The 22,175-nt window shown below is 40.0% G+C and carries 21 protein-coding genes and 6 pseudogenes; 7 read left to right on the top strand and 20 right to left on the bottom strand.

Annotation, left to right across the window (positions count from 1 at the left end; genetic code table 11):
• The 5 genes and pseudogenes from G4D76_RS12955 to G4D76_RS12930 all read right to left on the bottom strand — a co-directional run bounded on the left by G4D76_RS12955 (position 1) and on the right by G4D76_RS12930 (position 4,240).
• Positions 1-1,331, bottom strand: a pseudogene (locus tag G4D76_RS12955) (dihydrolipoamide acetyltransferase family protein).
• A gap of 25 nt (positions 1,332-1,356) precedes the next feature.
• A complete protein-coding gene (locus G4D76_RS12950; RefSeq protein ID WP_026858520.1) occupies positions 1,357-2,334 on the bottom strand; it encodes an alpha-ketoacid dehydrogenase subunit beta in 978 nt (325 codons plus the stop codon).
• 2 nt (positions 2,335-2,336) lie between these two features.
• Positions 2,337-3,444, bottom strand: a pseudogene (gene pdhA, locus G4D76_RS12945) (pyruvate dehydrogenase (acetyl-transferring) E1 component subunit alpha).
• A 165-nt stretch (positions 3,445-3,609) separates the two neighbouring features.
• Positions 3,610-4,085: pseudogene (locus G4D76_RS15535) on the bottom strand (YkyA family protein).
• Positions 4,086-4,102: 17 nt separating this feature from the next.
• Entirely contained in the window at positions 4,103-4,240 is a 138-nt protein-coding gene (locus G4D76_RS12930) for a hypothetical protein (RefSeq protein ID WP_213810100.1), read from the bottom strand.
• Between the two features lie 108 nt (positions 4,241-4,348).
• Between G4D76_RS12930 and def the strand changes: the two genes are divergently transcribed.
• Positions 4,349-4,897 carry a peptide deformylase gene (gene def, locus G4D76_RS12925; protein ID WP_213810099.1) on the top strand — a complete coding sequence of 183 codons (549 nt, stop codon included), beginning with the start codon at positions 4,349-4,351 and terminating at the stop codon, positions 4,895-4,897.
• Between the two features lie 132 nt (positions 4,898-5,029).
• Here def and G4D76_RS12920 read toward each other — a convergent pair whose 3' ends face one another.
• A complete protein-coding gene (locus G4D76_RS12920; RefSeq protein ID WP_213810098.1) occupies positions 5,030-5,218 on the bottom strand; it encodes a hypothetical protein in 189 nt (62 codons plus the stop codon).
• 280 nt (positions 5,219-5,498) lie between these two features.
• On the opposite strand from G4D76_RS12920, the gene G4D76_RS12915 reads away from it, so the two are divergent.
• The 3 genes from G4D76_RS12915 to G4D76_RS12905 all read left to right on the top strand — a co-directional run bounded on the left by G4D76_RS12915 (position 5,499) and on the right by G4D76_RS12905 (position 8,341).
• Positions 5,499-5,717, top strand: coding sequence for a DNA-dependent RNA polymerase subunit epsilon (locus G4D76_RS12915; protein ID WP_026858525.1), 219 nt, complete (start codon positions 5,499-5,501; stop codon positions 5,715-5,717).
• The gene (gene rnjA / locus G4D76_RS12910) at positions 5,717-7,396 is read left to right on the top strand and encodes a ribonuclease J1 (protein WP_026858526.1); all 1,680 of its coding nucleotides are present in this window, start codon (positions 5,717-5,719) and stop codon (positions 7,394-7,396) included. Before G4D76_RS12915 ends, rnjA begins: the two co-directional genes overlap by 1 nt.
• A gap of 120 nt (positions 7,397-7,516) precedes the next feature.
• Entirely contained in the window at positions 7,517-8,341 is an 825-nt protein-coding gene (locus tag G4D76_RS12905) for an acetamidase/formamidase family protein (protein WP_250130002.1), read from the top strand.
• 159 nt (positions 8,342-8,500) lie between these two features.
• On the opposite strand, the gene G4D76_RS12900 is transcribed toward G4D76_RS12905, so the two are convergent.
• From G4D76_RS12900 to G4D76_RS17235, 13 genes and pseudogenes are all read right to left on the bottom strand, one after another.
• Positions 8,501-9,163, bottom strand: a complete 663-nt coding sequence (locus G4D76_RS12900) for a potassium channel family protein (RefSeq protein ID WP_213810097.1) — start codon at positions 9,161-9,163, stop codon at positions 8,501-8,503.
• 24 nt (positions 9,164-9,187) lie between these two features.
• A pseudogene (locus G4D76_RS12895) lies at positions 9,188-10,209 on the bottom strand (cytochrome d ubiquinol oxidase subunit II).
• A complete protein-coding gene (locus tag G4D76_RS12890) occupies positions 10,206-11,588 on the bottom strand; it encodes a cytochrome ubiquinol oxidase subunit I (RefSeq protein ID WP_213810096.1) in 1,383 nt (460 codons plus the stop codon). Before G4D76_RS12890 ends, G4D76_RS12895 begins: the two are co-directional and overlap by 4 nt.
• Before the next feature lie 121 nt (positions 11,589-11,709).
• Positions 11,710-13,002: pseudogene (locus G4D76_RS12885) on the bottom strand (MFS transporter).
• Positions 13,003-13,083: 81 nt separating this feature from the next.
• A pseudogene (gene ptsP / locus G4D76_RS12875) lies at positions 13,084-13,955 on the bottom strand (phosphoenolpyruvate--protein phosphotransferase).
• The gene (locus tag G4D76_RS12870; protein ID WP_213810095.1) at positions 13,889-14,773 is read right to left on the bottom strand and encodes a phosphoenolpyruvate-utilizing N-terminal domain-containing protein; all 885 of its coding nucleotides are present in this window, start codon (positions 14,771-14,773) and stop codon (positions 13,889-13,891) included. Before G4D76_RS12870 ends, ptsP begins: the two are co-directional and overlap by 67 nt.
• Positions 14,774-14,798: 25 nt before the next feature.
• On the bottom strand, positions 14,799-15,065 hold the full coding sequence (locus G4D76_RS12865) for a phosphocarrier protein HPr (RefSeq protein WP_026858532.1): 267 nt from the start codon (positions 15,063-15,065) through the stop codon (positions 14,799-14,801).
• Positions 15,066-15,122: 57 nt separating this feature from the next.
• Complete coding sequence (locus tag G4D76_RS12860) at positions 15,123-15,599, bottom strand: hypothetical protein (RefSeq protein WP_213810094.1); 477 nt, start codon at positions 15,597-15,599, stop codon at positions 15,123-15,125.
• A 64-nt stretch (positions 15,600-15,663) separates the two neighbouring features.
• The gene (locus G4D76_RS12855; protein ID WP_026858534.1) at positions 15,664-16,557 is read right to left on the bottom strand and encodes a formimidoylglutamase; all 894 of its coding nucleotides are present in this window, start codon (positions 16,555-16,557) and stop codon (positions 15,664-15,666) included.
• Positions 16,535-17,653, bottom strand: coding sequence for a lipoteichoic acid stability factor AuxA (gene auxA / locus G4D76_RS12850; protein WP_371814702.1), 1,119 nt, complete (start codon positions 17,651-17,653; stop codon positions 16,535-16,537). The genes G4D76_RS12855 and auxA overlap by 23 nt, the downstream gene beginning before the upstream one ends.
• A 380-nt stretch (positions 17,654-18,033) precedes the next feature.
• Entirely contained in the window at positions 18,034-18,405 is a 372-nt protein-coding gene (locus G4D76_RS15530) for a phosphoribosylglycinamide synthetase C domain-containing protein (protein ID WP_250130000.1), read from the bottom strand.
• A gap of 56 nt (positions 18,406-18,461) precedes the next feature.
• Complete coding sequence (locus G4D76_RS17240; protein ID WP_371814506.1) at positions 18,462-18,782, bottom strand: hypothetical protein; 321 nt, start codon at positions 18,780-18,782, stop codon at positions 18,462-18,464.
• An 84-nt stretch (positions 18,783-18,866) separates the two neighbouring features.
• A complete protein-coding gene (locus tag G4D76_RS17235; RefSeq protein WP_371814505.1) occupies positions 18,867-19,313 on the bottom strand; it encodes a hypothetical protein in 447 nt (148 codons plus the stop codon).
• Positions 19,314-19,468: 155 nt separating this feature from the next.
• Between G4D76_RS17235 and G4D76_RS12840 the strand changes: the two genes are divergently transcribed.
• Positions 19,469-20,317 carry a bifunctional 5,10-methylenetetrahydrofolate dehydrogenase/5,10-methenyltetrahydrofolate cyclohydrolase gene (locus G4D76_RS12840; protein WP_213810093.1) on the top strand — a complete coding sequence of 283 codons (849 nt, stop codon included), beginning with the start codon at positions 19,469-19,471 and terminating at the stop codon, positions 20,315-20,317.
• Positions 20,318-20,545: 228 nt separating this feature from the next.
• Here the strand turns inward: G4D76_RS12840 and G4D76_RS12835 are convergent, their stop codons facing one another.
• Positions 20,546-21,334 (bottom strand): calcium/sodium antiporter, encoded by a 789-nt coding sequence (locus G4D76_RS12835; protein ID WP_371814504.1) that lies wholly within the window; start codon positions 21,332-21,334, stop codon positions 20,546-20,548.
• A gap of 93 nt (positions 21,335-21,427) precedes the next feature.
• On the opposite strand from G4D76_RS12835, the gene G4D76_RS15520 reads away from it, so the two are divergent.
• Both G4D76_RS15520 and G4D76_RS12830 read left to right on the top strand, forming a co-directional pair.
• Complete coding sequence (locus tag G4D76_RS15520; RefSeq protein ID WP_250129999.1) at positions 21,428-21,610, top strand: hypothetical protein; 183 nt, start codon at positions 21,428-21,430, stop codon at positions 21,608-21,610.
• A gap of 47 nt (positions 21,611-21,657) precedes the next feature.
• Positions 21,658-22,149, top strand: a complete 492-nt coding sequence (locus G4D76_RS12830) for an immunoglobulin-like domain-containing protein (protein ID WP_250129998.1) — start codon at positions 21,658-21,660, stop codon at positions 22,147-22,149.
• Positions 22,150-22,175: the final 26 nt, after the last annotated feature.

Genomic DNA, 22,175 nt, shown 5'->3' with positions numbered 1-22,175 from the left:
CTACCCCTCCATTAATAATAAATCTGGATTATTAAGCAGACGCTTAATATGATTTAAAGCATTTTGAGCTGTTGCGCCATCGATTTGTCTATGGTCGTAACTAAGTGATAGTGCTAGAACACGTGCTGCGACAATTTCGCCGTCTTTAACAACAGGCTGTTCTTCAATTCGGCCAATACCTAAGATAGCAACTTCCGGCTGATTGATAACTGGTGTAAACCATTTGCCGCCTGCTGATCCAAGATTGGAAATCGTTACAGAACCGCCCTTCATCTCTTCAGATGAAAGCTTACCGTCACGTGCTTTTGTAGCCAGTTCGTTTATTTCATCAGAAATTTCGAACATTGAAAGTTTGTCTGCATCTTTTACAACAGGTACTACTAGACCTTTTTCAGTATCTGCCGCAATACCTACATTATAGTAATGTTTTTGAATGACTTCAAATGTTTCATTATCAATTGAAGTTTTAATTCAGGATATTTCTTAAGTGCCGATACAAGAGCTTTAACTACGTAAGGCAGGAATGTTAATTTAACATTCTGTTCTGCTGCGATTTCTTTGAACTTCTTGCGGTGATCCCACAGTGCATCGACTTCAACTTCATCAATGTGTGTAACGTGAGGAGATGTGTGTTTAGAATTAACCATTGCTTTCGCAATCGCTTTTCTCATACCGCTCATCTTCTCGCGAGTTTCCAGTTCACCTGTCTGCTGTTTAGCCGGTGCTTGTTGTGCAGTTTCAGAAGCTGCTGCTGAATCATCAGCAGACGCTTTTGTCTCTGTTGGTTCAGCTGATTCAGAACCGAAGTTTTCGATATCTTCTTTAAGAATACGGCCATTTTTACCTGTGCCTGTTACTTCTTTAATATTAACATTATTTTCGCGTGCAAATTTACGTACAGACGGCATTGCAATAACTATCTTATCGTTGTCTGACGTGTCTTTATCCGCTTGTTTTTTTTCTTTATTTGGAGATTCTTCAGACACCTGTTCCTCATCAGCAGGTTTCGCTGCATCATCAGTCGGTTTTTCTGAAGTTTTTTCAGCTTTTTCTTCAGGCTGTTCTTCAGTTTCTTCTGCAGATTCTGAATCTTCACTGCCGTCGTCAATAGTAACAATGGTCGTACCGACTGTAGTGACTTCGCCTTCTCGATGAATCTTAGAAACAGTTCCATCTACAGGAGATGGAATTTCTACGACTGCTTTATCGTTTTGAATTTCTACCAATACATCATCTTCATTAATCTTATCGCCTTCAGCAACTAGCCATTTAGCGATTTCCCCTTCGTGAATTCCTTCACCGATGTCCGGGAGTTTAAATTCAAATGCCATAATTATTCCTCCTATATATTAGACTTTAGAAATCCAGAACTTCTTTTGCACGTTCAATGATATCATCTTTGTTCGGTAACCAGACGCTTTCAGCCTGTGTGAACGGATAAACTGTATCCGGCGCTGTTACGCGTTTAATCGGTGCTTCAAGGTGCAGAATCGCACGCTCTGATAGTTCAGATACAACGTTAGCTGCAACACCAGCCTGGCGCTGTGCTTCCTGAATCATTACTGCTCTGTTAGTTTTCTTAACAGATTCGATTAATGTGTCATAATCTACAGGCGATACTGTACGGAGGTCGATTACTTCAACGCTTACGTCTTCTTTTGCAAGTTCTTCTGCAGCTTTCATTGCTTCCTGAACCATAGCGCCGTATGCGATTAAAGTAATATCTGTACCTTCTTGTTTCACACTTGCTTTACCGATTTCAACTTCGTAGTCCTCTTCAGGAACGTCTTCGCGGAATGAACGGTATAGTTTCATGTGCTCAAGGAAAATAACAGGATCATTTGAACGGATAGCTGAAATTAACAGACCTTTAGCATCTACAGGGTTTGACGGAATAACTACGCGTAAACCAGGAGTTTGAGCCATTAATCCTTCTAATGAGTCAGCGTGAAGCTCTGGTGTGTTAACTCCCCCGCCGAATGGTGCGCGGATAACGATTGGTGCTGATTTAGATGCACCTGAACGTACTCTGTGGCGAGCAATCTGACCTGCAATGCCATCCATTGCTTCGAACAGGAAACCGAAGAACTGAATTTCAATTACCGGACGGTAGTCTTCTAAAGTTAAGCCTAGGCCTAATGACACGAGGCCGCTTTCTGCAAGTGGAGTATCAAATACACGGTCAACGCCGAATTCTTCCTGCAAACCTTCTGTTGCACGGAATACCCCGCCGTTTACGCCTATATCCTCACCAAAAACAAGAACATTCTCATCATTTTTAAGTTCTGTAGCCATAGCATTAGTAATAGCTTGAATCATCGTCATTTGTGCCATAATTATTTAGACTCCTTTCCTTTATAGTACTCATACTGCTCTTCTAAGTTAGATGGTTTTACATCGTACATAAGATCCATCAGCTCAGTAACAGATTGTTTTTCAGTTGCATCTGCTTCTTTAAGTGCAGCCTTAACATCTTCTTTAGCTTGTTCAATTACTTTTTCTTCTTGTTCTTTAGACCACAATTTTTTGCCTTCTAAATAAGTGCGGAAACGGACAATCGGGTCTTTTTTCTCCCAGTCAGTATCCTCATCAGAAGTTCTGTATCTTGTTGGATCATCTCCCGCCATCGTGTGCGGTCCGAAACGGTAACACAACGCCTCAATAAGTGTCGGGCCGCCTCCTTCTACTGCGCGGTCGCGTGCATCTTTAGTCGCTTTATACACCGCAAGTGGATCCATACCGTCTACAAGAAACGCCCGGGATACCAGCTGCTACAGCTTTTTGAGCAAGTGTTGCAGCTTTACTCTGCAATTCTCTCGGTGTAGAAATTGCGTAGTTATTGTTCTGGATAACGAAGATTGCCGGTGCATTGTATGCTCCTGCGAAGTTGATTCCTTCATAGAAGTCACCTTGTGAAGTTCCGCCGTCACCAGTATACGTAATTGCTACGTTTTCTTTACCGCGTTTTTTAAGGCCGAGTGCCACGCCTGCGTTTTGTACATACTGCGCGCCGATAATAATCTGCGGGCTTAGTGCATTAACGCCTTCAGGGAACTGGTTTCCTTTATAATGTCCGCGTGAGAATAAGAATGCTTTAGTCAGCGGCAGGCCGTGCCAGATTAACTGAGGTACATCGCGGTAGCCCGGAAGTACATAATCCCCTTTTGATAATGCATAGTGACTCGCAATCTGCGATGCTTCCTGTCCAGCTGTTGGTGCGTAGAATCCTAAACGTCCCTGACGGTTAAGTGCCGTCGAACGCTCATCTAAAACTCTAGTCCAAACCATTCTCGTCATTAATTCAACGAGTTCCTCATCAGATAATTTTGGATCCATGTCTTTATTGACGATTTCGCCTTTTTCATTCAAAATCTGAAGCATTTCAAATTTAGCTTCTATCTCTGAAAGAACATCAACTGGATTAAATTTCTTATTTGCTGCCATGTGTGTTCACAATCCCTTCTAATTTGTTTAGTAATTAACTTCATTTTATCATACTACTGTTCTAACAGTAAAACATATACAGGTATAACAGAATGGAACAGAGCTGTCATGTCAGTGTTTTCATTAGTGATACAGTTATAACTGTTATAGTAACACTTTAAATTCTTAGTTATTTTCAAGTATTTGCTCTATTTCGCTTTTTAACTGGTTAATTTTTTCTGTTTCAGCTGCAAAGCTCTCGGATGCTTCGTTAATCGGTTCGCTGTACTCGGCAATTATATTTAAATGCTCATCAACTGCGTCCTGCGTAATTTCTTCTTCCCCTAAATATTCAAACAGCGCCTGTTCCGCTTCGAGGGCTTCTGTATATGTATCCGTCATCGTTTCATGAGCATCAAAACGTGCGTCCATAGCCGATACTAATGAGTTGCTTCTTTTTTATACTCTTCATTGGAAATGTCTTCCGCCACTTCACGCGCATTTTCAAATGCTCCATTGGAATCCGCAATCAGCGTCCGTTCTTCTTCCAGCAGCTCCAGGCGCTCTTTAGTATTCGTCTGAAGTTCTTCGCTGATGCTGTTAATTTGTTCTATATCAGCATTGTTCAGTTCTTCCTGCAGTGCGGCCTTTGTGACTTCCAGTTCATTATATTGTTCATTTAATTCAGCAAGGCCCTGTTCTTCGCGCCGAGACTGCCGGTGAATTCATCATAAAAATCATTCAGCTCAGATTCAGCATTGCTGCATGCACTTAAAAACAGTGCTGCACTGCCTAATAATAAAATAAATTTCTTCACTCGAAATGTACCCCCAGGTTATTTAAAATTTTATCAATATTTACAATACCATCTTAACGCAAATATAATGTATAATAAACCGAGTGTTTGAAACAAGGAGGTTTTATCTTGCTGACTATGGAAGATATTGTGCGCGACGGTCATCCGATGCTGCGTAAAAAAGTAAGCGAAGTGACAGAAATCGATGCACAGACAATAGCAGAATTAACAAGTATGAGAGAATATCTGATCAACTCACAGAATCCTGAAGTGAGCGAAAAGTACTCACTCAGACCGGGTGTCGGACTTGCTGCACCTCAAATTGGTCTTGATAAGCGTATGCTCGCAATATATGTTGAGGATGAAGATGGTAATCCTGAATATGATTACATGATTAACCCTAAAATAATAAGTCATTCAGTGAATGAAACTTATTTACCCGGCGGTGAAGGCTGTCTGAGTGTTGACGAAGACATTGAAGGCATTGTTCAGCGTAAGAAACGCATTCGCGTCAAGGCCGAAACAATCGATGGAGAAAAAATCGAGATTAAAGCAAAAGGCTTTTTAGCAGTAGTACTGCAGCATGAACTCGATCACCTTAATGGCGTAATGTTTTACGACCATATCGATAAAAATGAACCTTTCGAGCCGCATGATAATGCACAGCCGCTCGATTAATTCTGCAGAGGAAAAGACGGTGTCTGTATAATAACAGACACCGTCTTTTTAAAATTAAATAAATTCATCTTTTCTAATGTTATAATCGATATTTTTCACGCAGTTGCCGAGCAACATATCATCTCTTCTTCATTAAGAAAAACAGGGTCTTCTCCGTGAGGCATATACATCTGTATTGGTCTTTGCATCGCTGCTGTAATCAGCATATACATAGTTCATAACGACCTGTTTTCCGCGAACATTGAACTCAATTCCGGTAAACATTTTATCACTTCTAATCATTTCATTCTTAACCTTCGACATAATCTGTTCTATCTTCACAGTTTCCCCTCCCTTGATACTATTATAAAGTCTTTGCAAGTACCGAGTCTATATTGTAAAATGAGATTAAGTATATAAGGGTGTGATAGTATGCTGAGAAGGTTACGTGAGAAACTGAAGAGAAAGTTGAAAAGCATCCTGGGCAGAAAAGGTTTATTGCGCAATGAATATATGAAGGGTAAATAAGACCCTAAATAATGTGCTTAAAAATTTAGGCACATATTTTATTTTTTATATTTATTTTAATAATGATAATTAACTAACAAAGGAGTCATAAATTATGGCAGTATTTAAAGTATTTTTCCAGCAAGACTTGGACATGCGTATCATCAGAGAAGACACAAAGACGCGTTATGTCGAAGCAGAAACAGAAGAAGAGGTTCGTAATTATTTAAAAACGAACCAGAACAATATCGAATTTATCCAGGCACTTAGTCCCGCGCATCTGGAATATGAACAAAGCAACAACGAAGATTTTAAAGTAGAGACTATCGCGTAATGACGCTTGAAACAAATGAAGTAGGTGTATTTGCTCTTGGGGGACTGGGAGAAATCGGGAAGAACACATATTGTATAGAATACAAAGATGAAATTATTATAATCGATGCAGGGGTCAAGTTTCCAACAGATGCTGAACTTGGCGTTGATTACGTAATACCTGATTACACTTACTTAAAAGAAAACGAAGATAAAATCAGTGCACTGATTGTGACACACGGTCACGAAGACCACATCGGCGGTATTCCTTTCTTATTAAGACAAATTTCAGTACCTGTTTATTCAGGTCCGCTTGCTTTAGGGTTAATTCGCAACAAACTTGAAGAACACCGCCTTCTTAACCAGACTGAGCTAATTCCTATCGATGAAGATACTATTCTGAAATTCAAACACATCGATATTGAGTTCTATTTAACAACTCACTCTATCCCGGAAGCATACGGTGTTATCGCACGTACTCCAGAAGGTAATATCGTTCACACAGGGGACTTCAAATTTGACTTCACACCTGTCGGTGAACCGGCAAACCTTGCGAAAATGGCTAAACTTGGTGAAGAAGGCGTGCTTGCACTGCTTTCGGACTCAACAAATGCTACTGTGCCAAACTTCACTATCAGTGAAAAAGAAGTCGGCCAGAATGTTGAAGATATATTCCGTAAATGTTCAGGTCGTATTATATTCGCTACATTTGCATCGAATATTTACCGTGTGCAGCAGGCAATTGAAGCTGCAGTAAAATTCGACCGCAAAATTTGTATATTCGGCCGCAGCATGGAAAACAACATTAAAATCGGCCAGGAGCTCGGTTACATTACAGCTCCCCCCGAGACGTTTATCGAACCTAAAATGATTAACAAGATTGAAAAACATAAAGTTATGATTTTATGTACCGGTTCACAGGGTGAGCCTATGGCCGCACTATCGCGTATTGCCAATGGTACTCACAGACAAATCAGCATCATCCCTGATGATACTGTAGTCTTCAGTTCTTCACCGATTCCGGGTAACACGCTAAGCGTCAACAAAACTATCAATGCTTTATATAAAGCAGGCGCTGATGTTATTCACGGTAAACTATCTAATATTCATACGTCAGGTCATGGTTCTCAGGAAGAACAGAAGCTTATGCTTCGTTTAATGCAGCCTAAGTACTTTATGCCGATTCACGGTGAATACCGTATGCTTGATCTGCATAAAAAACTAGCAATTTCAACAGGTGTTAAAGAAGACAATGTCTTTGTCTTTGAAATTGGTGATGTCCTTGCCCTGACGAAAGACAGTGCAAGATTCTCACATCGCGTTACTGCCGGCACAGTATTCGTCGATGGTAACGGCATCGGAGATATCGGCAACATCGTTCTCCGCGACCGTAAATCATTATCAGAAGAAGGACTTGCAATTGTTGTACTGACAATTGACTTCGAAACTGGTGAATTGTTAAGCGGACCGGACATTATTTCACGCGGCTTCGTCTATATGAGAGAATCATACGGACTGATCCGCAGCGCAGAGAAAAAAATCCGCGACGAAGTAAGAACCTTGCTCGAATCAAAAGAAAACGTTGAATGGTATAACGTTAAACAGCTGATTATTGAAGAACTAAGCGGTTTCCTTTATAACAAAACGAAACGCCGTCCAATGATTCTTCCAATCATCATGAGAGTTAACGATGAAAAATAAAATCATATAATAAATTACGCACCGGAGTCCATGGTTGTATAGGGCTCTGGTGCTGTTTTGTTTTTATTTATATTTACTCTATAATTAAAGTTGAATACATATTATTGAGGAGGAGCCGTAATGACACATCACAAGCTTTCTAAAGATAATCTTTTCTATGCAATGAGTAAGGGCAACGAGGCAAAGTTAAAAGTAAATCTCGGCGATACTGTAGATATTGAAACATACGATTGCTTTACCGGACAAATTACATCTGAAGAAGGTGCATTTGGCGGACTTGACTGGGACAAAATAAACCCTGCATCAGGACCGGTTTACATCGATGGTATTAAAGCCGGCGATGTTTTAAAAGTAACGATTAACAGCATTGATATTTCTGCTGCAGGTGTTATGGTAGCCGGCCCTGGCCTGGGAGTTATGGGAGACGTTCTAAATGATACCCTGGTTCGTATATACGACATCGATAATGACAGCAATTCAGTCGACTTTAACGGTTTATCAATTCCCGTAAATAAAATGATTGGAGTTATCGGTGTTGCTCCGCCGGATGAACCTGTCAATAACGGTACACCTGATACACATGGCGGCAATATGGACTCTTTGAAAATGACAGAAGGAATTACATTATACCTCCCTGTTTATCATGACGGTGCCCTGTTTGGTCTTGGTGACGTTCACGCTGCGATGGCTGACGGCGAAATTAGTGTTTCAGGACTTGAAGTCAGCGCTAATGTGAATGTCACATTTGAAAAAGCTCAGAACTTATCGACTGAACATCCTGTAATTATTAATGATGAAGGAATTTACTTAAACGTTTCCGATGAAAGTCTGGATACAGCTGTAGACGTTTCAGTTCATAAAATGGCAGAACTTCTTCAGCCAAAAACCGATTTAAGTATGGAAGAATTCACCATGCTGATGAGTCTCACCGGCCAGACAAATTAATCAGATTGTTGATCCGAAAAAGACTGCACGCTACTTTGTGCCTCAGTATATTCTCGATCATTACGGTATTGAATTAAACTAAGCTGGTTTGAGTGACTATGTCACTGCCACATAAACAAGAAAGCATCACCACTCATTTTTTGGAGTGATGATGCTTTTTTATTTAAGACGCTCCATAAAGTTCTCAAAGTTATTTATCTGCTTATCACTGCCAATAAGAATCAGTATATCACCTGCAAGTATACTGATTTGCGGATCTGGGCTGACGATAATGTCATTATCCCTATTAATCGCAATAATACTGATACCGAATTTCTCACGTAAGTTTAAATCGTTAATACGCTTATTTTCGAGTTTGATATTTGCACTGTATTCAATAATAGAATGGTTGCTTGATACTTCCAAATATTCTACGACCGAGGATGATATCAGTCTATGGGCAATCCGTCGGCCCATATCCCGTTCGGGATGGACAACAATATCCGCACCGATTTTCTCAAGCACCTTGCCGTGATAAGAGTTCTGAGCTTTAGCTGTTACTTTATTAACACCTAAATCTTTTAAAATCAGCGTTGTTAGTATACTTGCCTGAATGTTATCACCGATAGCAACAATGACATTATCATAGTTATTACCAATACTTTTCAGCATCATTTCATCAGTTGAATCTCCGATAATGCCGTCTGAGTAATAGTCTTGATATTCATTGACACGGGCTTCATCTGTATCAATAACCAGTACATCCACGTTCATTGCGCTTAATTCCATGACGATACTTCCGCCAAATCTTCCCAGTCCGATGACTGCTATTTCTTTTTTCATAGTATCAACCTATTCTTTAAGTGCCTAATATTTTTTGTTTCCTTTAACATAATCCTTATCGAATAAGAACAATCTCGCGAGCAGGAATAATGAAGGAATTAATATAGTAAACCTAAAATAAAGACGACTGTCAATGCAATGCCATATTTTCATTCACGACAGAGTCATTAATATTTACATACGGATAAAGAATGTACGGCAGCTTACTGATACCGTAGCCGTAAATGCAAAACCGTACTGCAGCATAATCATAATGAAAGCTGTGCCGTAGTTGCGGCGCTTCCATATTAAGAATACTGCGATTATCATCGCAAGAAGACTCAGCCCGAATAAATACCAGTAATCCTGAGCTGCCAGGAAGTGTTCATAGTTATGATCTCTTAGCCTAAAAACGTAAACTGTGTAATGACCAGCGTTGGAAGTGTCCAGATTAAAAACCAGGTTCTCGTTAATTCGCTCGCTTTTTTATCTTCTGCTTTCGCCGCGTAAAACGTCAGGAATCCGCTTGAAATATAAAGAACCGAAATAATTGCGAGAAATACTACCGACCAGCCGTACGTGCTGAAAATTAATTCTTCAAAGTCCAAATCAATACCTGTGGCGGTTTCTTTTATATAACCGCCTTCTGAAATAACCAGCGTAATCGATAATGCCGCTGGAATCAGCAGTCCGGTAACGCCGTACAGCGCTGACCATGACAGCTTACTTTCCCTGTTATAAGAGTTAAACGCATAATACGAACCGCGTATCGATAACAGTATTAAAGCAATTGACCCTGGAATCAATAGTGTTGTTCCTAAATAATATGCTGTGTCCGGATAAAATCCGACAATCCCGACAAAGAAGAAGACAAAGAATACGTTAGTCGTCTCCCATACTGGACTTAAATACCGTGCAATTATCGGACTGATGATGTTATCATCACCCGTTAATTTTGAATAGAAGTTAAAAAATCCTGCACCGAAGTCGATCGATGCGATAATGACATACAGATATAAAAACGTCCACAGTACCGTAACACCGATAATTTCATAATCTAGGCTCATGGCAGTCGACCTCCTTCACCTTTAGAAGCAATTCCGGATTCTCCGTACCAGTTCAGTTTATCCTCTTCAGCTGATTTACCTTTAAACATTCTAAGCAGCACGTAAATACACGTAACGCCGAGGACTGCGTACAGCATCGCAAAAGCAATCAGCGCTATACCTAATCCGTCAGCCTGTGTGACCGCTTCAGACACTCTCATATAACCGCGGACAATCCATGGCTGGCGCCCCATTTCTGCTAAGAACCATCCTGCTTCTATCGCTAAGAAGGACAGAGGTCCTGCCAGCGCGTACATATATAAGAGTGCCGGATGATGTTCGTGTATCTTTGTCCACCGTTTCGTAAATTTAACGATAAAGTAAACTGCAGCCACACCTAAGCCGTACATTCCGAAGAATACCATTAAGTCAAAGAAGTAATGAATAATCAGCGGCGGACGTTCATCTTCCGGAATTTCATTCAGTCCTGTCACCTCAGTATCAAATGAATTTCCAGCCAGGAAGCTTAGTGCCCATGGAATGCGCAATTCGTATTTAATTTCCTGTGTTTCCTCATCTAAAATACCAAACAGTACTAAGTCCGCACGTTCTTCTGTTTCAAAATGCCACTCAAAAGCTGCCAGTTTTTCAGGCTGATTCTCATGCAGAAACTTAGCTGTTAAGTCTCCGGCAAGCAGTGTAAATCCTGCCATAATAACACCGATGGACATCATTACTTTTAAGCCTTTTTTATGATATGTTCTGTCTTCTTTATGAGAAGCTCTCAGCAGTTTTACAGCACTGATTGTCGCCATCAGGAAAGCAACAGTCATATATGCCGTTACAACAACGTGGAATATCCTAACCCATGATGAAGGGTTAAACATTGCGGCAATCGGATCGACATTCAGGAACTCTCCGCCTTCAAAATCAAATCCTGCCGGTGTATTCATAAATGAGTTCACCGTCGTAATAAATACCGCTGACAATGTAGAACCGATAACAATTGGTATATTTAACAGCCAGTGATACCAAGGGTTTTTAAATCGATCCCACGTATATAAAAATATTCCTAAGAAAATTGCTTCAAAGAAAAACGCAAATGTTTCCATAAACAGCGGCAAGGCTATAATCTGACCGCCGAGCCTCATAAAGTCCGGCCATATTAAGGACAGCTGCAGACCGATAATTGTTCCGGTTACAACACCTACCGCAACGGTCACCGTATAACCTTTGGCAATACGACGCGCCATTGTTAAGTACTGCGCATCTTTTTTCCTTAGTCCTAAAAATTCAAGAACCATAAATACTATTGGGACGCCGACTCCAATAGTGGCAAAAATGATATGAAAACCTAATGTCATACCGGTTAAAACCCGTCCAATTAAAACCTCATCCATTTATACTCACCCCATATTCATACCTATCATTATAACTGTTTTACCCTCTTCTATTAAATGGTTAGGTTTAAAATTTAGTGACATATTTGTGAATAAATTAACATACTTTGCTGTTCAGTATTTACACAGTGTCATTTTCAGGTATTTTCACCTTGCTGTGGAAGTATAATCCGACAATCACCATCAAGAGCAGACTCGTTATCGCAATACGAGATGCCGCTGTCCCGAGGTCGCTTAGAACTAATGTAATCGTACCGTAAATAAAGGGCCCAACAATTGCGCTCATCTTAGCACTGAAGGCGAACAAACCGAAAAACTGCCCTTCTTTTCCTGAAGGGGACAATTCGATGATAATTGTTCTGGAAACAACCCACACAGAACCCATTGCTACACCGAATAAACTTGCTGCAATCCAAAACGTCCACATCGGCAGCGGCAGGGCTGCGATTGTAATCGCTGCAGCCAGCAATAGACCGATAATGCTGAACGTCGGTTTCGAACCGTATTTCTGGTTAATAAAGCCAAATACCAGTGCTCCGACAATACTGAACAGTGTCGCCACCATAAAGACGACTAAAAATGCACTTGCTTCAAAGCCGACCACCGTTGTTGCATACGGCTGCATCATTGCTATTGCCGTTGCAAGTGCGTCATTGATAAAAAAATAAGCAATCATAAAAAGAAAATTGATGGATATTTTTCGCTTCTTTAAACGTTTGATACACATCTTTATATCCTTTAAAAAACGGCTGTTTAGGTTTTGCTTTCTGCACAGGGTCTTTATTGATAAAACAAAGGCAGTGCAAACAGCAGAAATAAAATACCGCTCAGCCAGAATGCGTTATGAATACCGCTGTCACCAATAATTATTAAGACCGAGAATATACCGAATAATGTACCTAAATATCCGAGTGCCACCCCGAAGCCTGAAATAAGCGGCACTTCTTTTTTACTGCCGAGTGATGACAGCATGCCATCGTAAAAAACATTTCCTGAGCTGTAAGTGAATTTAGCAAATACGAAGAGCAGTATCGTTAACAAAAGACCATTCGGAATACCGAATATTGTGCCGGTGTTCATTCCACCGAACAGTCCCATCAGTATGGATGCCACAACTGTCAGCAGTGTATATAATAATATACTTCTTACGTTTCCCTGATCTGTCCATTAATACTCCAAATAATGGTGAAAATAAAATAAGAAATAAAGCACTCGCCGCATTAGCATATGCGATTACTGTAGATGATATTTGTTCCAGCTGTGCGTTTGTCCCGATTATTTCAGTTATGTATTGAGGGAAAAACAGCGTGACGATATTCGCGGAGAATATCGTATTGGCAAAATCAAACAAGGCCCATGCCAGTACAGGCAAGGATAAAAATAATACGGCGGGCTTGCGGCTCTCATTATGCATAGACTAACTTCCCTTCTTTTTTGTAAAAAAAGACATGCAGAAAAACTTCTACATGCCCAGTGTACTATACAATTTTTAAGATTAAGTTAAGTTTAAGTGTTCCTCAATTAAATAAAGAACATCTTCAGCACTGTCAGCTAACAGCACCTGTTCGCTCAAGTGTTCCATATCGGTCTTTTTGATTTTTGCAATATGTTCACGTATTGCCATATTTGTTGGATTTACAGACAGTTCATCTATGCCAAATCCGATAAGAAGAGCGATGGATTTATAATCACATGCCATCTCACCGCAAATGCCAACCCATTTATTATTATTGCGTCCGCTGTCAATGACCTTTTTAATCAGGCCAAGAACACTTGGATGATAAGGCTGGTATAAATCACCTGATCATTCAGACGGTCTGCTGCCATCGTATACTGAATTAAATCATTTGAACCGATGCTGAAAAAATCAACGTGCTTCGCCAGCTGATCACTGATAATTGCAGCAGATGGTGTTTCAACCATAATACCCACAGCAATATTATCAAGTTCTTTGCCAATTTCAGCTTCGTATTTTTCTTTCTCCTCAACGAGCAGCGCTTTTGCTCTGTTAAATTCATCGATTGTAGTAACCATCGGGAACATTACTTTTAAGTTGCCATGCTCGCTTGCTCTGACAAGTGCACGGAGCTGGGTTTTAAAAATTTCTTCATTTTTTAAAAGGAAACGAATTGACCGTTCGCCTAAAAATGGATTACTTTCCTTCGGCAGATTCAAATAAGATAATTCCTTATCTCCACCGATATCAAGCGTCCGGATAATTACCGGCTTATCATCCGTAGAAGAAAGGACAGTTTTATAAGCTTCAAACTGCTCATCTTCTGACGGCAGATTCATTCTGTTCATATAAAGAAATTCCGTGCGGTAAAGTCCAACACCTTCAGCGTCGTTGCTGGTGACATCATTAATGTCTTCCGGACCTTTAATATTCGCATACAGGCTAATTTAATACCATCGAGGGTTGCCGTTTCTTTACCGATAAAATCTTTTAATTTTTCTTCCCGTTCGTCCTGTGCTTTACTCTTTTCACTGTATGCCGCCATTTCAATTTCTGTCGGCGAGAGCACAATATCCCCGGTGAAACCATCGACAATAATATCATCGCCGTGATTCACTTTTGATAAAATATCGGGAACACCTGAAATTGCAGGTATATTTAAGCTGCGGGCAATAATAGCCGAATGGCTGGTGACTCCCCCTGTTGCTGTAATGATACCTTTTACATACTTACTGTCTAATTGTGCTGAAGCAGAAGGTGTTAATTCATCTGCAACGACTACTACAGGTTCGTCCACGCGCGTTAAATCCGTCAGCTCGGTACCTTGTACATTTGCTATTAAACGCATACAAATATCTTTAACATCCAGTGCACGGGCTTTCATATATTCCGAATCGAGCGATTCGAATTTAGTAATATATACTTGCCCCGCAAGCTGAATAGCTTTCTCAGCATTGTTTAAACTGTTGATGTTATTAATAATCTGCTCATTAAAGCCTGGATCATCCAGCATCATAATATGTGCATCAAAAATTGCGGCACTGTCCTCATCGAGGTGTTCACCAACATTTTCTCTCAATATACGGAGCTGGATATGAGCTTGTTGAATACTTTCTTTGTATGCTGATATTTCTTCGTTAATATGAGCAGCATCGATTTTCCTTTCCGAGATATCGATATCTGCTCTTTTGGAAATAAATATGCTTCCAAAGCCGATTCCTTCACTCAATTTTAAACCTGAATAATTTCTGTCATTATTCAGTCAGTCCTTCGCTAGATAAAGTTTCAGAAATTGCCTCAATCGCTTCTGCTTCGTCTTTGCCGTCTGCATAAATAGTTACTTCTGCACCTTTGCCTACTCCTAATGACATTACACCCATTATTGATTTAAGATTAACTTTTTTACTGTTATATTCGAGTTCGATATCCGAGTCGAATTTCGTTGCTGTCTGCACTAAAATTGTGGCAGGACGTGCGTGAATCCCTGTTTCGTCTATAATTAGAAATGACTTTGTTTCCATTATGTTGTCTCCTTTAAGTGTGAATTTCTCAATGATTACACTTATTTTACACCACTTTTAAGATTCCTGCATTGAACCATCGATATTTTTCGAATTTAAATAGTCTACGCATTTCTCAATATGGTCGTTACCAAGCTTTTTCATTAGGAAATAACTGATTATCGCTGTAGATCCTTGCGTCACAATTGGAATTACCCCAAATGTTCCATTCTCTTTACGATTTTTCTTACCAATTTTATTAACAGCATAACCGATAGTTTTCCGTGCAACGAATTCTCCGCCGGCACTGGAAATCATTACAGCAGCTCTTGTTTTCATGTCATCGCTGTACTTCGCTACCTCATCATGAGTAATACCGAATATTTCTTCAATTTCACCAGTAATTTCATTAAGCAGTTTCATATCTGTACCAACATCAAGCAGCGGTATAGGAAGTGCTGCAGCTAATGCAGATGAAGCAGCTTTTGATTTCACCAGGTCACGGGCTTCATCTGCCCGTTCTTCAATTTGTGCATTCGTTAATGGTCCGGTCATAGTAAATACTCCTTTATTTTAAAAGTTATATTATATGCTATACCCGTTTTTTATTTTTTAGAACTTAAATTGATTGTCTGACCGTTAAAAATTTATAAATGATACTCGCAGCTATCGCGCTTGTCTGGTCATTAATGTCGAGCGGCGGGGATACTTCCGACACATCGAAACTTTTAAGATTTTGAAGTCGAGCAAACTTGCTGACAAGTTCATGAATTTCTATCGCAGTATAACCATTCGGACTCGGTGCACTAACACCTGGCGCAATTGCCTGCTGCAGTGAATCCATGCACAATGTCATAAGGACCGCATCATAGCCCTGGAGTACCTCTGCTACTTTATCGGCAGCATCTGTATTTCTCATTTCATCAATTGAATAATATTTTACGCCGAACTTATCCGCTGTATTATATAGCGTTTTAGTATTGCCCTCGGGCTGTATTCCGAGACAATAGTAATCCACTTCGCCGTCAGCAGATAAAATCTGATGGAACATCGTGCCGGAGGAAGGCCTTTCATCCCGGAGGTCAAAATGCGCATCGAGATTGACGATTGCGATTTTACCGCTGAATGCCTGTCTCGCTCCTAAATAATGGCCGTAAAAAGTTTCATGTCCGCCGCCGATAATAATAGGAAAACTGTTATTTTTATAAATCTCATTAATAACATCTCCTAAGTTCTGCTGGGACTGTTCCAAATCTTCAGTACCGAGCACTGTTCCAGCATCGTACAGTTCACCCGTGAACGCATATGACGACATCTTCTCACGGACTTTAAAAGGACCTTCTGCAGCGCCTCTCGTCCCCTTATTCCGTTTGACACCTTCATCTGAACTGAACCCTGTAATTACAGGTACCCCGGATTCTCCCTTGTACTCTTTAACAAGCTGATGGATTCTTTCATGAATCGCCTTGTCATCTGTACGTCCACTGTAGCTATATTTTTCTGTCTGTTTCATTTTTATCAACCCCTTTAAATTCTTTAAATATACTGATCAGTAATAACGGTGTCAGCAATAGTACTAGAAAAACATTGAATGGTAAAATAAACAGCGATAATTCCACATCTTTAAACAGCGTAATATACAGACTCACTGTAACATTCATCCAAAGAATAAAAATAACAATCATCTGTCTGTGATAATACTTATCTTTCAAAAGATTCATAATCGTGAACACTAAATATAAAACTGCCAGGACAAGTGTGATAAATAAATTGACCCATTCGTAAATTGTCTGCATCTGATTAAGTCTGAAATAACCTTCTACAAATACACCGTTCCGGTTATTAAACTCCAGGAATACGAAAATAAGTACGATAATACCGAACAGTATTTCTAAATAGTTAACTTTGAACCATGAAGGCAGGTCCGTTTCGAAAAACTGTTTCAGCTTATCCAGAATTTTGTTGCGAAAATCGTATAATTTTTGTGAAAACCCTAAATATTTATCAGGTGCAAAACGCTTTTTACCGCTCTTCTTCTTGTTTAATCTGGAAAGTTTTTCAGGGCTTGTATCTGCCGGTTTCTTCAGCAGATTGTTTGCTTTCAGCAAGAACACACCGACCCACAGAGCCATGTATGACGATACCCACACCAGTGCAAAAAATAAATTAATAGACAGTACGTCTGTCGGTGTTATCGTCGATTCTATATTCGAATACACTGCATTTTGCGTAAAGAAATATGCGATACCGTAAAACAGCAGAATAATCATATAATGCTCTTTACGATGTTCCGGATTTAAATATTCATTAAATACACTGAACAGCAGATGAATAATAAATGCGAGCAAAAACAGCAGTGCAAAAAGTCCGTAGGACTGTGTCATTAATATCGTCGTCACGATAAACAGAACCAGCGACAGACCGATAAAGAAAAAGGTCAGCGGCACATCGTATTTAGTAGTGTTAATCCATGAGCCTACTTTAAACATAAACAGTCCAAATAAAATTATCAGTATGCCCGCAATAATTGGAAATCCTCCAATCATCATCGACAGCATATTTGATACTTCGACGAAGAAAACATTAATTAAATCAAAAATTGTTTCTATGTTATCCTCTTCGACAGGGACTTCTTCATTTCTAATCTGACTGGTGTTAATAATATAAAAAGACCTAAAATAATAAAAAACACACCGAGTATAAAACTAATAATCACTTCACTGCGATTTCTGAATTTACATATCATCCTGTCACCTCAACTCTCTCTATTATATAAAATTCAAGTATAAAAATCATTCTTCAGCATATTTATGTTATATTTATAAATTCGGGATATATATCCTACTAACAGATAATAATTATAATATTGATACAGGCTAAATATTTACGAATAATATACTTAAGTTTTTACGTGCATGACAAGGTGTAATTATATCATTTAGTTATCCTATACTCATGCAAAAGAGGTTAGCACTCAGCTAACCTTTTTTTATTTTGTTAACAGTGCACGGTGTGCAATGTCCGTTCTGTAAAATATTTCATTCTTATTAAACTCTATTTCTCCAACGCTGCCGTATGCAGATTTTAGTGCTTCTTCAATTGTAAGACCGGTACCTGTCACCAGCATAATACGGCCGCCTGAGGAAATATAATCTCCATTTTCAGTCTGAGCGAGACCGCTGATAAAACTGCGGTCCATTATTTCATCGGTAAATGAAATTCCAATACCGCGTTTATATTCATACGGATAACCTTCTGTCGCTAGCATCACACCAACAGTGTAGCCGGACTTCCAGTCAATTTTGAGCTGCTCTTTCTGCTGCACCTTTTCCAGTATGCAGGCGAAGTCGCTGTCTATCATAGAAAGCAGAACCTGCGCTTCAGGATCGCCGAATCTCGCGTTATATTCGAGAACCTTTACCCCATATCTGTCATCATTGCACCGAGATATAACACGCCGAAGTAACTCAGCCCTTCTTTAACCATTGCCATGGCTGTCGGTTCAATTATTTTTTCAATTGCTTCCTGCCTGACTGTTTCACTGATATGCGTGACTGGAGCATAAGCTCCCATACCGCCGGTATTCGGCCCATCACCTTTGCCAAACGCACTTTTATGATCTTGTGCAATCACTTCAAATGTGTGGGTATATTCTTCATTGACCATAACCATCAGTGAAAACTCTTCACCTAAATACTCTTCAAGCAGCAGCGGTTCCATATCACCTTCATCTGACACTGCGGCCAGCTCTTCCAGTGCTTTTAACCCTTCTTTCTGCTCTGTATAATAACGACACCTTTACCTTCGCTTAAGCCGTCTTTTTTAAGCACATAAGGCGGTATCGCCGATTCTATATTCTTTTGCCTCATTATAATTTACAAATACTTTGAAATCCGCTGTTGGAATATTATATTTTTTAAGCAGATTTTTCGTGTATGATTTACTGGTTTCCATACTGGCTTCTTTTTTACGCGGTCCGAAAACAGTCAGTCCGTATTCATCTATTAAAAAATCTGCCAGACCAAGTGATAATGGAACCGCATCCCCTATGACGACCCAATCCACCTGTTTCTCAATACATATTCCTGCAATGGCATCGAAATCATCTTCATCGACCCGGTACATTACCTCGCAGATTTCACGCATGCCTGCATTTCCCGGTATTGCATAAATACTATTAACACTTTTTGAATTTGCCAACATCTTGACAATGGCATGTTCTCTGCCGCCCTTGCCAATTACTGCAACGTTCATAGTTTCCCCTTTCATACTGTCGCACTTATGTAATATGAACTTAATATTATTATAACTTAAATAGAGAAGTACTACTAATTTTCTTCGGGCAGATATTAAATTATATCTATAGCTTTTTCTTATGTTTTTCGAGATAATGAAATAGACAAACTTTAAGGGAGGATTTTTTTATGACTGCAGAATTATTAAACGGCCGCGAAATTGCTAAAGAATACCGTGCCGGATTACAAAGCGAAGTTGAAAAATTAAAATCACAGGGAATTGTACCAAATCTTACGGTGGTAATTGTAGGTAACGACGGCGCTTCATTAAGCTACGTACGTTCTAAAAACAAAGCTGCTGAAAAAATCGGGATGGAGTCTTCTATCGTGCGATTAGATGAAGATACTTCAGAAGAAGAAGTACTTGCAGCAGTAGAAAAACTTAATAACGACGATAAAGTAAATGGCATTCTTGTACAAGTTCCACTGCCGTCACAGGTAGATGAAAATAAAGTACTTGAAACAATTGCTCCTCATAAAGACGTAGACGGGTTCAGCCCGGTTAATATCGGACGCCTGTACACTGGGCAGCGCACATTCGTACCATGTACACCGCTTGGTATTATGGAATTACTGAAGCATACAGGTTCACTGGAAGGTAAAACAGTTGCTGTTGTCGGGCGTTCACACATTGTCGGACAGCCGGTAGCGAAATTACTAACTAACGAAAATGCTACAGTAACACTGATGCATTCACGTACTAAAGACATGGTTGCAAGCCTTAAAAACTTCGACATTGTCGTAAGTGCAGTAGGTAAGCCGGGTCTTATTAAAGGATCTGACTTAAAAGAAGGTGCAATCGTTATCGATGTCGGTAACACAGTTGTCGACGAGAAATTAGTTGGCGATGTTGATTTTGAGAGTGCTAAAGAAGTAGCAAGTTACATTACACCGGTTCCAGGCGGTGTTGGTCCACTGACAATTACAATGGTCTTAAACAACACGTTATTAGCTGCTAAATGGCATAACGAAAAATAATAAACCTAAAAAGGGCCTCTCCAAATTTTCGGAGAGGCCTTTTGATGTCCTGTATGATTTAACCTCTTATTATAATGTACGCAAAATAAATTACATATAAGACGAGCACTCCACCTGAAGTACGAGAAAGTTTTCCTTTCCATAAAGCAAGAGTCATTAATATCACAGTAATAACAATCAGTATCCATGCATCTGTAAAGAGACTTCCGCTGACACTTAAAGGACTGATTACCGCAGAGAGCCCCAGTACGAAAATATGTTGAAAATATTACTACCGATCAGATTACCAAATGCCATTTCCGCTTCGCCTTTTCTCGCAGCAGCAACAGACGTTGTGAGTTCCGGCAGCGATGTACCGATCGCAACAATTGTTAAACCGACAAGTGCCTGACTCATACCGAGTGACAGAGCAATTGCCGATGCACTGTCGACAACCAGATCACCGCCGAAAATAATACCCGCAAGACCGATAACAAATAGGGCAATGTTTTTAAACCAGCTGCTGTCATTCCCCGCTTTTTTAGCTTCGCTCTCCTGAGTTGCTTCTCTGGTGCGGCGTGCTTTCACAAATGTATAATATAAAAATAAACCAATACCTGCCAATAAAATAATTCCATCGATACGTCCTACTATATTGGAATCAGCAGAAAATAAAAATTGGTCCGACATAAATACAAGAAGCAATACTGCTGCTATCAGAGCATAGGGAATTTCTCTTGTCTGTGTTTCCCTTTCAATTAAAAATGGAGAAACCAATACAGTAACACCAAGCATTAAAGAAATATTTATGATGCTACTTCCGACAATGTTGCCAATAACCATATCACCATTGCCCTCAAGTGAAGCAATTATACTGACGACTGCTTCCGGTGCACTCGTACCAAGCGAGACTATAGTCAATCCTACAATTAGCGGAGAAATATGCAGTTTTCCGGCAATTGCCGATGCCCCGTCCACAAAATATCCTGCACCTTTTATCAGCAGTACGAATCCTATAATTAATAATATATAAGTCAAATCCCTTCACTTCCTGTCCGCACTATTCTTGGTCGTTACGACTGTAGTGTGCTAAAATTAAAAAAAGTATTGTGAATCCAGAGGTGTAAATAAATGAATGCAGATACGCTTATAAAATTTATGATTGGTGCACTTCCAGTCGCACCAATCGTCAGTGATTTCGTAGATAACGAAATTGAAGTACCCGCTCAAGGTCCCGATCAAGCATATGAAAATTATGATGGTCCGACTATGACAGAAGAAACCGACAGCCATTCGGGCAATATACCCGCATAAAAGGTGTCAGTTATATTAACGTTCAGACCGGCAGTGACTTCGACCCGATGGCCGGTGTTTATGCGCTGGACAACGAAGATGGAAATATTACCGATAATATAGAAGTCACAAATAACAGCGTAAATACAGAATCTCCAGGTACCTACAGCGTAACCTACCGCGCGGAAAATTCGCGGGGCGGCTATTACGAACATGTCCGTCAGGTTACAGTATCTGATAGAGAGAGCGATCCTGTACCACTGATTCCGCCAACTGAAGCACAGCTGGGTGAAACTGCACCTGACAAAAACTCTTCAGCTGATACCGGTAATTCTGTATCATTCAGCGGCGTCGAAGATTTGACAATCAGCACCGGCGAATCATTTGATCCTAAAGACGGTGTCCGTGCAATAGATGTGGATGGTACTGATATAAGTAATGAGCTTTATATTTCTGGAGAAGTGGATAATGAAACTCCAGGTGAATACACGATAGCTTACGCTGCCTTTGACAGTTTCGGCGATCCGGCTGCTGCCGCACGTACAGTAACAGTAGAATAGAAATTAAATTAAGCTGCAGCGGTCTT

It is taken from the genome of Jeotgalicoccus sp. WY2 (assembly GCF_018437745.1).
Lineage (GTDB): Bacteria > Bacillota > Bacilli > Staphylococcales > Salinicoccaceae > Jeotgalicoccus > Jeotgalicoccus psychrophilus.
Note: the sequence above shows the minus strand (reverse complement) of the source record. Positions and strands in the feature narration are given on the sequence as shown.

Bases quoted from the DNA above. Each gene is read 5' to 3' on its own strand.
- G4D76_RS12950 (WP_026858520.1), bottom strand. From the start codon at position 2,334: ATGGCACAAATGACGATGATTCAAGCTATTACTAATGCTATGGCTACA.
- G4D76_RS12915 (WP_026858525.1), top strand. From the start codon at position 5,499: ATGGCAGTATTTAAAGTATTTTTCCAGCAAGACTTGGACATGCGTATC.
- rnjA (WP_026858526.1), top strand. From the start codon at position 5,717: ATGACGCTTGAAACAAATGAAGTAGGTGTATTTGCTCTTGGGGGACTG.
- G4D76_RS12905 (WP_250130002.1), top strand. From the start codon at position 7,517: ATGACACATCACAAGCTTTCTAAAGATAATCTTTTCTATGCAATGAGT.
- G4D76_RS12900 (WP_213810097.1), bottom strand. From the start codon at position 9,163: ATGAAAAAAGAAATAGCAGTCATCGGACTGGGAAGATTTGGCGGAAGT.
- G4D76_RS12890 (WP_213810096.1), bottom strand. From the start codon at position 11,588: ATGGATGAGGTTTTAATTGGACGGGTTTTAACCGGTATGACATTAGGT.
- G4D76_RS12865 (WP_026858532.1), bottom strand. From the start codon at position 15,065: ATGGAAACAAAGTCATTTCTAATTATAGACGAAACAGGGATTCACGCA.
- G4D76_RS12860 (WP_213810094.1), bottom strand. From the start codon at position 15,599: ATGACCGGACCATTAACGAATGCACAAATTGAAGAACGGGCAGATGAA.
- G4D76_RS12855 (WP_026858534.1), bottom strand. From the start codon at position 16,557: ATGAAACAGACAGAAAAATATAGCTACAGTGGACGTACAGATGACAAG.
- G4D76_RS15530 (WP_250130000.1), bottom strand. From the start codon at position 18,405: ATGATAGACAGCGACTTCGCCTGCATACTGGAAAAGGTGCAGCAGAAA.
- G4D76_RS17235 (WP_371814505.1), bottom strand. From the start codon at position 19,313: ATGAAAGGGGAAACTATGAACGTTGCAGTAATTGGCAAGGGCGGCAGA.
- G4D76_RS12840 (WP_213810093.1), top strand. From the start codon at position 19,469: ATGACTGCAGAATTATTAAACGGCCGCGAAATTGCTAAAGAATACCGT.
- G4D76_RS15520 (WP_250129999.1), top strand. From the start codon at position 21,428: ATGAATGCAGATACGCTTATAAAATTTATGATTGGTGCACTTCCAGTC.
- G4D76_RS12830 (WP_250129998.1), top strand. From the start codon at position 21,658: ATGGCCGGTGTTTATGCGCTGGACAACGAAGATGGAAATATTACCGAT.